General features: G+C 69.3%; 14 protein-coding genes. 4 read left to right on the forward strand and 10 right to left on the reverse strand.

The genetic code is table 11. From position 1 onward, the window contains the following. Positions 1 to 22: 22 nt before the first annotated feature. On the forward strand, positions 23 to 1,375 hold the full coding sequence (locus tag ABZZ22_RS07075) for a GntP family permease (protein ID WP_354928672.1): 1,353 nt from the start codon (positions 23 to 25) through the stop codon (positions 1,373 to 1,375). On the opposite strand, the gene ABZZ22_RS07080 is transcribed toward ABZZ22_RS07075, so the two are convergent. The 5 genes from ABZZ22_RS07080 to ABZZ22_RS07100 all read right to left on the reverse strand — a co-directional run bounded on the left by ABZZ22_RS07080 (position 1,372) and on the right by ABZZ22_RS07100 (position 4,394). Next, positions 1,372 to 1,788, reverse strand: coding sequence for a maleylpyruvate isomerase family mycothiol-dependent enzyme (locus ABZZ22_RS07080; RefSeq protein ID WP_354928451.1), 417 nt, complete (start codon positions 1,786 to 1,788; stop codon positions 1,372 to 1,374). The genes ABZZ22_RS07075 and ABZZ22_RS07080 overlap by 4 nt on opposite strands. Next, complete coding sequence (locus ABZZ22_RS07085) at positions 1,788 to 2,267, reverse strand: SRPBCC family protein (RefSeq protein ID WP_354928454.1); 480 nt, start codon at positions 2,265 to 2,267, stop codon at positions 1,788 to 1,790. Before ABZZ22_RS07085 ends, ABZZ22_RS07080 begins: the two co-directional genes overlap by 1 nt. After that, on the reverse strand, positions 2,264 to 2,581 hold the full coding sequence (locus tag ABZZ22_RS07090; protein ID WP_354928457.1) for a metalloregulator ArsR/SmtB family transcription factor: 318 nt from the start codon (positions 2,579 to 2,581) through the stop codon (positions 2,264 to 2,266). Before ABZZ22_RS07090 ends, ABZZ22_RS07085 begins: the two co-directional genes overlap by 4 nt. A gap of 87 nt (positions 2,582 to 2,668) precedes the next feature. Further along, entirely contained in the window at positions 2,669 to 3,910 is a 1,242-nt protein-coding gene (locus ABZZ22_RS07095) for a deoxyguanosinetriphosphate triphosphohydrolase (protein WP_354928460.1), read from the reverse strand. A 22-nt stretch (positions 3,911 to 3,932) separates the two neighbouring features. Further along, complete coding sequence (locus tag ABZZ22_RS07100; protein WP_354928463.1) at positions 3,933 to 4,394, reverse strand: Rrf2 family transcriptional regulator; 462 nt, start codon at positions 4,392 to 4,394, stop codon at positions 3,933 to 3,935. A 95-nt stretch (positions 4,395 to 4,489) separates the two neighbouring features. Between ABZZ22_RS07100 and ABZZ22_RS07105 the strand changes: the two genes are divergently transcribed. Next, a complete protein-coding gene (locus ABZZ22_RS07105) occupies positions 4,490 to 5,332 on the forward strand; it encodes an SDR family oxidoreductase (RefSeq protein ID WP_354928466.1) in 843 nt (280 codons plus the stop codon). Positions 5,333 to 5,486: 154 nt separating this feature from the next. After that, the gene (locus tag ABZZ22_RS07110) at positions 5,487 to 5,717 is read left to right on the forward strand and encodes a hypothetical protein (RefSeq protein WP_354928469.1); all 231 of its coding nucleotides are present in this window, start codon (positions 5,487 to 5,489) and stop codon (positions 5,715 to 5,717) included. Positions 5,718 to 5,785: 68 nt separating this feature from the next. Here ABZZ22_RS07110 and ABZZ22_RS07115 read toward each other — a convergent pair whose 3' ends face one another. From ABZZ22_RS07115 to ABZZ22_RS07130, 4 genes are all read right to left on the reverse strand, one after another. Further along, complete coding sequence (locus ABZZ22_RS07115; protein WP_354928472.1) at positions 5,786 to 6,691, reverse strand: mucin-2 protein; 906 nt, start codon at positions 6,689 to 6,691, stop codon at positions 5,786 to 5,788. A 235-nt stretch (positions 6,692 to 6,926) separates the two neighbouring features. Continuing rightward, a complete protein-coding gene (dusB, locus tag ABZZ22_RS07120) occupies positions 6,927 to 8,063 on the reverse strand; it encodes a tRNA dihydrouridine synthase DusB (RefSeq protein WP_354928475.1) in 1,137 nt (378 codons plus the stop codon). A gap of 140 nt (positions 8,064 to 8,203) precedes the next feature. Further along, a complete protein-coding gene (locus ABZZ22_RS07125) occupies positions 8,204 to 8,839 on the reverse strand; it encodes a hypothetical protein (protein WP_354928478.1) in 636 nt (211 codons plus the stop codon). A 163-nt stretch (positions 8,840 to 9,002) separates the two neighbouring features. After that, positions 9,003 to 10,403: a glycine--tRNA ligase gene (locus ABZZ22_RS07130; RefSeq protein WP_354928481.1), complete on the reverse strand. Its 1,401-nt coding sequence runs from the start codon at positions 10,401 to 10,403 to the stop codon at positions 9,003 to 9,005. 173 nt (positions 10,404 to 10,576) lie between these two features. Between ABZZ22_RS07130 and ABZZ22_RS07135 the strand changes: the two genes are divergently transcribed. Further along, a complete protein-coding gene (locus ABZZ22_RS07135) occupies positions 10,577 to 11,446 on the forward strand; it encodes a hypothetical protein (protein WP_354928484.1) in 870 nt (289 codons plus the stop codon). A 155-nt stretch (positions 11,447 to 11,601) separates the two neighbouring features. Here the strand turns inward: ABZZ22_RS07135 and ABZZ22_RS07140 are convergent, their stop codons facing one another. Next, entirely contained in the window at positions 11,602 to 12,261 is a 660-nt protein-coding gene (locus ABZZ22_RS07140) for an HAD family hydrolase (protein WP_354928487.1), read from the reverse strand. Between the last annotated feature and the right edge of the window lie 456 nt (positions 12,262 to 12,717).

Genomic DNA, 12,717 nt, shown 5'->3' on the forward strand with positions numbered 1-12,717 from the left:
ACCCGCATACCCCACATGGGTGATGCTTCTGATCGCCGCAGCCGCGGTCGCCGTCCTTCTCGTCCTGATCGCCAAGGTCAAGCTGCACGCCTTCATCGCTCTGGTGCTGGTCAGCGCGGTGACCGCGGTCGTGGCCGGCATCCCGGTCGCCGACGTGCCGACCGCGATGCTGACCGGATTCAGCTCGACACTCGGCTCCGTGGCACTCCTGGTGGCGTTCGGCGTGATGCTGGGGCGCCTGCTGGAGGTGACCGGTGGGGCGCAAGTGCTGGCCGACACGCTCATCGGCGCGTTCGGCGAGAAACGTGCACCGCTGGCGCTCGGCGTGGCCGCGCTGATCTTCGGGTTCCCGATCTTCTTCGACGCCGGCCTGGTCGTCTTCCTGCCGATCATCTTCGCTGTCGCGCGCCGCTTCGGCGGCTCGATCCTCATCTACGCTCTGCCCACGGCCGCCAGCTTCGCGGTGATGCACGCAGTTGTCCCGCCTCACCCGGGCCCGGTCGCCGCGGCCACCGAGCTCGGCGGCGACATCGGCCTGACCCTCCTGGTCGGCGTACCCGTCGCCATCCTGGCCTGGATCCCTGGCGGCTACCTCGCCGGCACCCGGCTGGGTGCCCGGTTCAGCCCGTCACCCCTCAACGTCTTCGCGATGAAGGACTCCGAGGAGACCCCGGCAGAGGAGACCACTCCCCCGCCGTTCGCGACCGTCATCCTTCTCCTCGCGCTGCCCATGATCCTGATCGGCCTCAACACGGTCATCACCACGCTGAGGGCAGCCGGGACGGTCAGCGAGGACGCCACCTGGGCCAGCGCGCTGGTGCTCATCGGCCAGACCCCGATCGCGCTGCTGATCACCGTTCTCCTCGCCCTCCTCGTGCTCTCCCCCGGACGGTTCCCCATGGGCCGGGCGACCGAGATCGTCGACCAGGCGCTCGGCCCGATCTGCGCGATCATCCTGATCACCGGCGCCGGCGGGATGTTCGGCGGCGTGCTGCGCACCAGCGGCATCGGCGAGGCGCTGTCCACCTCGCTCTCCGACCTCGGGATGTCGCTCATCGTGCAGGCCTTCCTGATCGCGACCCTGCTGCGGGTCGCCCAGGGCTCCGCGACGGTCGCACTGACCACCACCGCCGGCCTGATCTCCGCCCAGGTCGCAGCGGCCGGCCTGAGCAGCTTCGACATCTCCCTGCTCGTCTTCGCCATCGCGGCGGGCGCGACGGTCCTCTCCCACGTCAACGACTCCGGGTTCTGGCTGGTCAGCCGCTTCTTCGGGATGGACGTGATCACGACCCTCAAGACCTGGACGGTCCTGGAGACCACCCTCGGTCTCTCGGTCTTCGCGATCGCCGGGGCTCTCTGGGTGGTCGTCCCTTAGCTCGTACGCCGCACCCGGCTCTCGAGGGTCACCAGCCCCGGGCCCTCGAGCTCGGGCAGCGCGTCGGCGCGTCCTGAGATCGCCATCAGCAGCGCCTCTCCCGGGCCGGTGACCTCGGCACCGTTCCCGTGGGACCAGCCGACGTCGGCGACCACGTCGCCCGAAGTCTGCGCACCGAGCTGCTCGAGCCGACGAGCGTTCAGCTCACCGAACCGGAACCCGGCTCGCAGGAAGGAGCCGGCGAACTCGCGGAGCCCGACCTCCTCGTAGCTCAGCATGTGCGCGACCACGTCGCGCACCGTCCACCCACGACACAGCGAGGGTCGGTCCCACTGCTCCGGCGTCAGCGTCTCGAGGAAGTCGGCGAGGTCGCGGCGCTCGGCCGTGGCGAGCGCGGTGCGGCTCGCCGCCATCACGCCTCGGCAAGCTCCCGGAAGCGCTCCAGGTAGAGGCCCCAGGCGCGGTCGCCGGCGGCGCTGTCACGCCACCCCTGCCATCCGGCACCGTGCCGGTCGAGGTGGCGGTGCTCCAGGCGTACGCGGGTCTGTTCGTCTCCAACCGCGGTGAAGGTGACCTCGACCTCGCTGCACCGGGCCGGGTCGGGCTCGAGGCGGAAGTCGGGGGTGATGTCCCAGGAGATCACCAGCCGGTAGGGCGGGTCGACGGCTAGGACGCGCGCCCACTGACAGGTGCTGCCGTCGACTCCGCGGTCGTAGACGCGGCCGCCGACCCGAGGCTCCAGGACCGTCTCGGCGACCTTCACGGGAAGCAGGTTGTGCTCACGCGGCTTGATCCGGTCGAAGTCTTCGGTGAACACCTTGAAGGCGTGCTCGACCGGGACCTCGACGATGATCTCGAGGTCTACGGACGTGGGTTCGCGGGTGATGCTCATGGCTGCTCCCTCTCCTCCAGGTAGCTGGCCTCAGCCACCTGCTTGAACGAATGCAACGCCTGGGTCCAGTAGGTGTCCAGCTCGGCGCGCAGCTCAGCCAGGCCCTCGAGCCTGGCCTGATAGATCCGTCGGCGGCCGGCGGGGGTCATCGACACCAGGCCGGCCTCGCGGAGGATCTTGAGGTGCTGGGACACCGCGGCCATGCTCACCGGCAGTGCATCGGCGATCTCGCCCACCGAGCACGCTCCGGCGGCGACCCGGGCCAGGACCTGGCGACGGGTGGAGTCGGAGACGGCATACCAGACATCGGTCACGTCATTTAAGGTAGCACTTAAATGTCGTGCCGCAATGGCCGAGAAGTCAGCTAGGTCGGCCGAAGCGTCAGGTACGTCGGTGGGGGATCAGTCGGCGCAGAGCCGCTCGTGCCAGGCCAGCGCGGTGATGTCGGTGAGCGAGGCGACTTGGTCGATCACGACGCGGAGCCGGGCGGCGTCGTCGGCCGCGGCGTGCCAGTCGTCGGCGAACTGCCGGTCGAGATCGTCCGGCCCGGTGGAGACCAGGTGCTCGAGGAGCTCGCCGAGCACGTTGCGCTGGCGGTCCATCTTCACGGCCCGCTCGTCGGTGCGCATCACATAGTGCGCCGCGATCCCCTTCAGCAGCGCGATCTCCAGGCGGGTCTGCTCCGGCACCACCAGGTCGGCGCCGTAGCGGACGTAGGGACCGCTGCCGGCTGCGTACGTCGCCTCCCGCACCGCCCCACAGAACCGGCCGATGACGTCGGAGGTCAGGTTCTTGAGCATCGCTCGGGACCGGCGAGATGCGTCGTACACGGCACCCTCGGGGATCCAACAGCCGGCGGCATCCAGATCGGCGATGGTCGAGACCGCGACAGCGCGGTCGAAGCCCGGGACGTACCAGTCGGCGACGGTCGCGGCGACGCCGTCGAGGTCAAGGCGGGCGAGGTCGACCTTGCCGGCGACGATGCCGTCCTCGACGTCGTGGACGGAATACGCGACGTCGTCGGAGAGGTCCATGATCTGCGCCTCGACGCACTGCCGCTGTCCGGCATCTGCGGCGCGCAGCCAGGTGAAGACCGGCAGGTCGTCCTCGTAGACCCCGAACTTCGAACCCCTCCGCTCACCGAAGCCCCACGGGTACTTCGTGCAGGCGTCCAGCGTCGCCCGGGTCAGGTTGAGCCCGACCGAGCGGCCGGCGGCGTCGAAGGTCTTCGCCTCCAGCCGGGTCAGGATCCGTAGCGTCTGCGCGTTGCCCTCGAACCCGCCGATCCCCAACGCCTGCTCGGCGAGCACGTTCTCGCCGTTGTGCCCGAACGGCGGGTGTCCCAGATCGTGCGCGAGGGCCGCGGTCTCGGCGATGTCGGGCTGCGGCGAGTCCGGCCCGTTCAGAGCCCGCGACAGGTCCCGGGCGACCTGCGCGACCTCGAGCGAGTGGGTCAGCCGGTTGCGTACGAAGTCGTCGGCCTGCGGCCCCACGACCTGGGTCTTCGCGGCGAGCCGCCGGGTCGACGCGGCGTGCACCAGGCGCGCGCGGTCGCGCTCGAACTGGGTGCGCTCCGGTGCCGCCACCCGCTTGGGCGGCTCGGCGACGATTCGCTCGCGGTCCGCGGCTCCGTATAGCTCCACAGTCCGAGAGGCTATCCCTGACTCAGCAGAGGAACTGCGTGTGGGCGGCAGGATCGAAGCCGGAGTCGTCGAGTACGTCGTTGAGCGTGATGCCCTCGAGCTCGGCCAGGACGGCCTTGGCGACGCGGCGGTCGAGGTCGACCAGTGCCCCTTGGACGCCGGCACCGACCGGACAGGCGGGATTGGGTCCGTGGATGCCGAGGACCGGGTCGTCGCCCTGCAGCACCTGCCACACCTGCGCGAGGTTCACCGTCTTGGGGTCGGCCGCCAGCTCCCATCCCCCGTGGGCACCCGGGCGGGATCGAACCAGACCGGCCGTACGCAGCGGCCCGAGCACCTTGCGCACATGGACGGGGTTCACGGCCGTGCTCCCCGCCAGCTCGTCGGAGCTGACCGGTCTCGTCCGTCCGACGGCCGCGCAGGAGGCGAGGTAGGTCAGGACGTGGACGGCCACCGCGAAACGGGTGTTCGTCGGAGTGGCCATACCCCCCATCTTGCCTTATTGCCATCGCTATGGCTACATTTGAAGAACTGTCATCACTGTGACTACAAAATCCGCTCATCGATAGGAACACCTCCATGACCATCGCCATCACCGGTGCCTCCGGCCAGCTCGGCCGCCTCGTCGCCGACCAGCTCCTCGACACCGTCGACTCCGCCGAGGTCGTGCTCCTCACCCGCGACCCGGCCAAGCTCGCCGACTACGCCGAGCGCGGTGCCGACGTCCGCGCGGCCGACTTCGACAAGTCCAACGAGCTGGTCGACGCCTTCGCCGGCGTCGAGCGCGTGCTGCTGATCTCGACCGACGTCGTCGGCACCCGCGTCGAGGGCCACATCGCCGCGATCGAGGCGGCCGTCAAGGCGGGCGTGCGCCACATGGCCTACACCTCTGTCTCCGAGCCGACCGCGGACAACCCTGCCGGCGTCGTCGCCGACCACGCGGCCACCGAGGAAGCGCTGCGCGAGAGCGGGCTGGCCTGGACCATGCTGCGCAACAACCTCTACGCCGACATGCAGGTCGACTCCGTCGCCCAGGCCGCCTCGAGCGGGCAGCTGGTCACCAATGTCGGCGACGGCGGCGCTGCCTACGTCACCCGCGCCGACTGCGCCGCGGTCGCCGTCGGGGTGCTGACCGGCGAGGGACACGAGGGCAAGTCGTACGACGTGACCGGACCGCGGGCCTACACCGCGGCCGACCTGGCCGAGCTCGCCGGGCAGCAGTCCGGCAAGCCGGTCGAGGTCGTCCAGGTCGACGACGAGGCCTACACCGCCGGCCTGCTCTCCGCCGGGGTCCCGGACTTCCTGGCCCCGCTGCTCACCTCGTTCGGCACCGCGACCCGGCTCGGGAAGCTCGCCACGGTCACCGACGTCGTCGAGCGGGTCGGCGGCCGCACCCCGACGGCTCTGAAGGCGCTGGTCTGACGGCGAGGCTTGCTGTTTCGCAGTAGATTTGGGGTGACTGACCGGAGACGAGGCCTCCAACCGGACGCCGCTCGAGCCGGTCGAGAGCGGACATCATGCCGACGTCACACAGCCCCACTCTCCTGTCCGAGTTCTCGTCACGAGAGGTCGGCCTGTGACCAGGGCCGGCATCGTCCTTCGCGTCCGACTCGTCAGCGGCGACCGCATGGACGTCACCTACGACGACCCAGAGGCCGCGAGCGAGGCCGAGGCGATCGACCGCGCCACCCTCATCCTGGCGAGCGACTCGGGCGTCCTCCGCTGCCAACACGGCGACCGGCTGCTGCTGTTGTACGCACGCGGGGTCGCTGCGGTGGAGGTGGCGCCACGAGGCGCGGTCCTCTGAGCTGCCAATCCTGCCGACTCGGCCCGGGCTCTTTCGAGGCCGGGCCGAACGCTGTCGAGACCGACGAATCAGTTCGTGGAGACGTGGACGTGGTCGTAGTGGTTGGCGGTGGCGGACCCGCGATCCTCCATGTAGCGCCAGCCCTCCGAGGCACGCACCGGTGTCCAGATCCGCTGATACCAGATGATGTCGTAGAGGTTGAGCGCCGCGGCGTGCTTCTGCAGATAGGCGGCGATCGCGTCGCCGAGCGCCTTGTCACCGGTCATGAAGTCGAGCGCCCTGCCCGAGGTGTGCTCACCGTGGGCGTCCCAGCCGCCTACGGTCATCGAGGCGACCTCCGGGAAGGCGTTGCAGACCGCGCGGTAGACCGTGACGGCGTCGGAGACCAGGCCGCTCTCGACCGAGGAGTCGCCGCACGCAGCGGCACTGACGCCAGCGGCAACGCCGGTGGTCTCGGGCTTCTCGTCGCTGAGGTTGCCGGTGGTCACCCAGGCGACCTCACCGTCGTAGATGATCTCGTCGCGGCCGGACTCGGTGCGGCCGGTGGCGTAGACCACCTCACCGGCCTCGATCTCGCCCTTCTGGGCGGCGTGCTTGCCGTAGGCCGACCAGAGGTTGAGCGTCTCCTCGGTCCAGCGCTTGAGCGCCTTGACCGTGCCGGTCTCGACCTGCTCGGGACCCTTGGTCAGCGCCTCGACTGAGGAGACGGACTCGCGGTTGCCTCCGTCACGGCTGACGACGGTCTCCCGCCGGTCCCCGGCGACGCGCGCGTCGTCACGGGTGCTCGGGACGTTGGCCTTGGGCGAGGCCAAGGATGCGCCTGCGCTCTTGGCGACCAAGGACGAGGTCGGCTCCGCGAACGCGGCTCCGGCACCGACTGCGGCGCCGGTCGCGAGAACTGCGACCCCTGCGCTGACAACTATCGACTTGGTCTTACGGACGGCCCGAGTGTCGCCTCTATGGCTGCCGGCCACACGTAGATCCTTTGCTCGACTACAGGGTCTGCGTCCGAGCACCTCCCACGGTTTCAGCGGGTGAAACTCGTCGGACTGTGCTGCCTTCGGGCCCGGGCGCGGCAATGAGTACAGCACACACGTCGAGGGGTATTCCAATTCCCTTACCGAGTTTTTGCGTTGTTTTGTATCTGTCGATCGACTGACTCCAACGCCGCCGGACGACCTTTCCGGCCGCCCCGAACGGGCCTGCGCCTCAGCCGCCGGAGGTCTCCGAGACGTTCTCCGCGAACCCACAACCACGGCCGTCGGCGTCGTCCAGCCACCCCTCCGGAAGGACGACCTTGTCGCGCGGCGCACCCTGGCGCCCGCGGGGCGCACCCAGCTGCGACGAGGGGAAAGGCTCGCTGCGGTCGAGCCTGGCGAGCATCTCGTCGAGGTCGGCGAGGCTGTTCACCAGACCGAGGGTGCGGCGCAGCTCGCCACCGGCACCGAAGCCCTTGAGATACCACGCGATGTGCTTGCGGATCTCCTTGCAGCCGCGCTCCTCGCCCATGTGCTCGCAGAGCAGCTCGGCATGGCGCCGCATGATGTCGCTCACCTCGCCCAGATTCGGCAGCACGTTGACCTTCTCACCGGCGAATGCGGCCACCAGGTCGCGGAAGAGCCAGGGGCGTCCGAGGCAGCCGCGGCCGATGACGACGCCGTCCACGCCGGTCTCCTCGACCATCCGGATCGCGTCGGCAGCCTCCCAGATGTCCCCGTTGCCGAGCACCGGGATGTCGACCGAGGCGGCGAGCTCGGCGATGGCGTCCCAGTCGGCGGTGCCGGAGTAGGCCTGGGCCACCGTGCGTCCGTGCAGCGCGATCGCGGCCGCACCGCTCTCCTGGGCGATCCGGCCGGCGTCCATGTAAGTCAGGTGAGCGTCGTCGATGCCCTTGCGGGTCTTCATCGTCACCGGTACGTCGTAGGGCGCTGCCGCGCGTACGGCGTGCTCCAGGATCTCACCGAGCAGACCGCGCTTGTAGGGCAGCGCTCCCCCGCCGCCCTTGCGCGTCACCTTCGGCACCGGGCAACCGAAGTTGAGGTCGACGTGCGCCACCCCGTAGTCGCCGCAGAGGATCTCGGTCGCCTTGCCGACGTAGACCGGGTCGGTGCCGTAGAGCTGCACGCTGCGTACGGTCTCGGCCTCGTCGAAGACGAGCATGTCCTTGGTGTGCTGGTCGCCCTCCACCAGGCCGCGGGAGGTGATCATCTCGCAGACGTAGAGACCCGCGCCCTGCTCGGCGCACAGGCGCCGGAAGGCGGCGTTGGTGACGCCGGCCATCGGCGCGAGCACCACAGGGGTGTCGACGGTCAGGCTGCCGAGCTTCAGGGGGCCGGGGAGGGACATGCCTTCCATTGTCCGGTTCGCGGCATGTCGTACGAAATCTCAAGCGACCTCGTCACCGTGAGGAACGAGCGGGGGCGAGACGGAGACGAGATCGAGCGAGCGCACGGGCGAGCTTGCGAGGCCGTGACCGTGTGTCGAGATCAGGGAGTCGCGGAACGGGATGGCGAGCCAGAGGGCTTGGGCGCCGCGTACGGCGTCAGGTCGCCCTGCCAGGTGATCGGGTCGAACTCCTCGTAGGGCCGGAAGCTCACGCCGATGAGTTTGCCCTGGTCTGGGACGAGCATGACCAGACAGGCGTCGACGCTGGCGCCGGGCGCGAACGGCTTGGGGAGCGTCTTGACGGCGCAGGGCTTGAACGGCTCCTTGAACGCGGCGGCCTCGACCAGGTTGCCCTCGTCGTCGAGACCCCACAGTGGAGCGTCGTAGCCACCGAGGTCGGTGTCGCCGTCGTTCTCGATGGTCGCGCGTACGAAGTAGGGGGCACGCGCGAGCGTCGCCTCATCGAGCTTCCAGCCCGAGAAGGTCTGCTTGTAGGAGGTCGACTCGAGCTTGTCGACGGTGATCGAGATCTTGCCGTCGACGCCCTCCTTGGGCGTCCACTCCACCGTCGCGGTCTCGCCGAGCCTGCGGTCGGCGCCGGGCTCGGTGAGCGCGCCGGCGGTGGGCTCGGCCGAGGCCGACGGCGAGGCAGAATCCGACGCCGAGGCGCTCTCGGACGCCTTGGGCGCGTTCGTCCTCGGCGCGGTGCCGCTGCACCCCATCAGTGACATGGCCATGACCACACCCGCGACGGATGCGACACGTAGAGACCCCGCTCGTTGCATGGGGACATCCTGCCGTACATCTGTTTCAGATCGTGCGACAGGATGTCCCATGGGAGCCTACGACGCGGTAACGGTGGCTGGCCCGCGCTGGCCCTCGGGGTGGGTCAGGCCGCGATCAGGCCCCGATCAGGCGCTCGGCGAAGTAGCGGCTGACGCCCTCGAGCGGGATGCGCTCCTGCTTCATGGTGTCGCGCTCGCGGATGGTGACCGCGTTGTCCTCGAGAGTGTCGAAGTCGACGGTGACGCAGTACGGCGTACCGATCTCGTCCTGGCGGCGGTAGCGCTTGCCGATCGACTGGGAGTCGTCGAAGTCGACGGCCCAGTTGGCGCGCAGCTCGGCGGAGAGGGCCTTCGCCTTCGGCGAGAGCGCCTCGTTGCGGCTGAGCGGGAGCACGGCGATCTTGACCGGCGCGATCCGGTGGTCGAGACGGAGCACGACCCGCTTGTCGACACCGCCCTTGGCGTTGGGGGCCTCCTCCTCGGCGTACGCATCGACGAGGAAGGTCATCAGCGCACGGGTCAGACCGGCCGCGGGCTCGATGACGTACGGCAGGTAGCGCTCGTTGTTGGCCTGGTCGAAGTACTGCAGGTCCTGGCCGGAGTGCTTCATGTGGGTGCCGAGGTCGAAGTCGGTGCGGTTGGCGACACCCTCGAGCTCGCCCCACTCGCTACCGGTGAAGCCGAAGCGGTACTCGATGTCGACGGTGCGCTTGGAGTAGTGGCTCAGCTTCTCCTGGGCGTGCTCGTAGAGGCGCAGGTTGTCGGGGTTGATGCCGAGGTCGGTGTACCACCGCATGCGCTCGTCGATCCAGTACTGGTGCCACTCCTCGTCCTCGCCCGGCTTGACGAAGAACTCCATCTCCATCTGCTCGAACTCACGGGTGCGGAAGATGAAGTTGCCCGGCGTGATCTCGTTGCGGAAGCTCTTGCCGGTCTGGGCGATGCCGAAGGGAGGCTTCTGGCGGGTGCTGGTGACCACGTTGGCGAAGTTGACGAAGATGCCCTGCGCGGTCTCCGGACGCAGGTAGTGGAGGCCGCTCTCGTCCTCGAGGACGCCGAGGTGGGTCTTCAGCATGCCGGAGAACTCGCGCGGCTCGGTCCAGGCGCCGCGGGTGCCACAGTTGGGGCAGGCGACGACCTCGTTGATGTCGACGGAGTCAGGGTCGTCGATGCCCTTCTTCTCCGCGTACTCCTCCTGGAGGTGGTCGAAGCGGTAGCGCTTGTGGCAGGACTGGCACTCGACCAGCGGGTCGTTGAAGGTCTCGACGTGGCCGGAGGCGACCCAGGTCTGGCGCGGCAGGATGATGCTCGAGTCGAGGCCGACGACGTCGTCGCGCTGCTGGACCATCGCCTTCCACCACTGACGCTTGATGTTCTCCTTGAGCTCGACACCGAGGGGGCCGTAGTCCCAGGCACTCCGGGTGCCGCCGTAGATCTCGCCGCTGGGGAAGACGAATCCGCGCCGCTTGGCGAGGGAGACGACGAGGTCAAGGGTCGATGCTGGCGGCTTTGCCACGATGAATGCTCTCTGCTCGTTGCGAGCCCCGGCCGGCTGCCGGGCCTCGGTGCTAGGGGATCTGCGGAAATCCTATCCGCGGTGTCATCTTGATATGTACGCCGCCCGCTGGGCCAATTCGCCGGGCCGAAATCGCTCCGCGGATCGGGCGAGTGCCGATAGCGTCACTCGGCATGGAGCCGAACGCGCGTCGTCTGTGGAAACTGCTCGAGCCGATCCATGCGGTGGGGTACTTCTCGCCCGAACCGGTCACGCTGCTCAAGGAGGCCGGCTACCGCGGCTACTGGATGGGCTACTTCGCTGCTCGCTCCGCGCCGCTGGGGGCCGTTCCGGCCGAGGTCGTGCACGCCGTGTTCTACAACTTCGCGTTCTCCCACGTCTCTCGGGCGCTGCCCGACGCGTGGGGCTTCGCGCCGCCCGAGGTCGCGCATGCCGCCCGGCAGACCGGAGCCGTCGCGGCCCTGCGCCGTCAGCTCGGCCCGCTCGCCGACTCCGACGAGGTCGCCCGGGCTGCCGGCCTCGCCTCCCGGGCGGCTCTCGCCGCTCCGCTGGAGGGACGCGCCCTCTACGCCGCGCTCCGCTCGCTGCCGGTCGCCGAGGACCCGCTGACCGCTCTCTGGGACGCGGCCACCCTGCTTCGCGAGCACCGCGGCGACGGCCACGTGGCCGCGCTGCTCACCGCCGGCATCGGTGGCCGTGAGTCGCACGTGTTCCATGCGCTCGCCATCGGCGCCTCCCCGTCGGTCTACGCCACCTCCCGCAACATCCACGAGAGCGAATGGACCTCCCTCGTGGACTCGTTGCGCTCCCGCGGGCTCGTCACCGGCGACGGCCGCTCGCTCACCGATGCCGGGCTGGAGACCAAGTCACAGATCGAGTCGAGGACTGACGCGCTTGCTGCGTCCGCGTACGCGACCCTGGCGCCGGCCGAGGTCGATGAGCTCATCTCCCTGCTACTGCCGCTGGCCAAGGCCGTCGTCGCCTCCGAGGAGATCCCTCAGCAGTCACCGATGGGCTTGAAGCTCGATGATCTCGACGGGTGACCGTCGACGGGCCGAAACGGGGTTGCGGGCGCGATCTCCGCCGATCAGTCTCGACCTCTGAGCGCGTCCGACCTCGACCCTCGTCTCCGTCCCGTCCTCGGGCCTGGCCAAGGATGGCTGCGCACGCGCTGAGGCCGTGACCTCTGCATCCGTCGCTACCAGTGCAGGTCGTGGAGCGTGCTGATGCGGCGTACGGCTGCTCCGGGGTGGGCACCATGCCGATCGAGAAGGACGGCGGCGAGGCCGGCCTCGAGCGGACCGAGTACGTCGTGGGCGAGGCTGTTGCCGACCATCAGCGCCTCGCCTGGCGCGATGCCGACACGCTCGCAGGTGAGCCGGTAGACCCGCGGGTCGGGTTTGCTCGCGGGGAGTGTCGATGTGGAGACCAGCAGATCGACTTCGGCAGCGAGGCCGGTCAGGTCGATCTTCAGGCGCTGGTGGTCATCGTCTCCGTTGGTGAGAACGATCGTTCGAAGACCAGCGGCGCGCACCCTGCGCAGCGTCGGGACGGCGTCATCGAAGGCGGCCCACTGTGTCTCGTACCTCGTCAGATATCCGGCGAACAACGCATCCGCCTCCGCATCGGTCGCGTCGACCCCGAGGAACTCCGTCGCCCGTGCCCGCCGTTGCTCCTGGAAGCCGATCGCCCGGCTCTGGTAGCGGCGGTAGTGCCTGTCCGAGACCGCATCCCACCGGTCCGCGACATCAGCCCCGGTGATCCCGTGCTCCGCCGCCCACCCGACCACCGCTCTCCGTGCTGCTCCTGCCTGGTCCACCAAGGTGTCATCGAGGTCGAAGACGATCGCGCGCAGCACGACCGACAACCTATTGCTGCGCGGCGGTCACAACGCCACCGGGCCAAGTCCCTTGGCTGCACGGGCCTGCTTGACGATCCCAGCGAACCGATCGGGCCAGCGCGGGTCACGTCGCCACATGCCCGGTGAGTACCTGCCCTACGCCCGACGCCTCGGGCGGGCGTTCTGCCAGATGCTCGAGGCCCTCGACCCTGCCCGGCTGCCGATCCACGGCGGGGATGCGACCACGGTGATCGTGACCATCGACCTCGACCAGCTCGACCGACCCAGAGACGCGCACATGTGGAGTTCTGACGTCCCGGCAGCGGATCCAGCGCACCACTTTCGTGGATCTGCACGGTTGTGCCCAGAAGGCCCGCGGGACGGAAGGAGCACGGCGCCGGGGACCCACCTCCGCGAGTCCACCAGCGCCGTGCATCTTGTTCTGAGACGCCTCGGCCGATCAGGGCTGGGGCC

Source organism: Nocardioides sp. NPDC006273 (genome assembly GCF_040613495.1).
In the GTDB taxonomy this organism is placed as follows: domain Bacteria; phylum Actinomycetota; class Actinomycetes; order Propionibacteriales; family Nocardioidaceae; genus Nocardioides.

What these genes read in the sequence shown, in the direction of transcription:
- ABZZ22_RS07075 (WP_354928672.1), top strand. Translation starts at nt 23, where the DNA reads ATGCTTCTGATCGCCGCAGCCGCGGTCGCCGTCCTTCTCGTCCTGATC.
- ABZZ22_RS07080 (WP_354928451.1), bottom strand. Translation starts at nt 1,788, where the DNA reads ATGGCGGCGAGCCGCACCGCGCTCGCCACGGCCGAGCGCCGCGACCTC.
- ABZZ22_RS07085 (WP_354928454.1), bottom strand. Translation starts at nt 2,267, where the DNA reads ATGAGCATCACCCGCGAACCCACGTCCGTAGACCTCGAGATCATCGTC.
- ABZZ22_RS07100 (WP_354928463.1), bottom strand. Translation starts at nt 4,394, where the DNA reads ATGGCCACTCCGACGAACACCCGTTTCGCGGTGGCCGTCCACGTCCTG.
- ABZZ22_RS07105 (WP_354928466.1), top strand. Translation starts at nt 4,490, where the DNA reads ATGACCATCGCCATCACCGGTGCCTCCGGCCAGCTCGGCCGCCTCGTC.
- dusB (WP_354928475.1), bottom strand. Translation starts at nt 8,063, where the DNA reads ATGTCCCTCCCCGGCCCCCTGAAGCTCGGCAGCCTGACCGTCGACACC.
- ABZZ22_RS07125 (WP_354928478.1), bottom strand. Translation starts at nt 8,839, where the DNA reads ATGGCCATGTCACTGATGGGGTGCAGCGGCACCGCGCCGAGGACGAAC.
- ABZZ22_RS07135 (WP_354928484.1), top strand. Translation starts at nt 10,577, where the DNA reads ATGGAGCCGAACGCGCGTCGTCTGTGGAAACTGCTCGAGCCGATCCAT.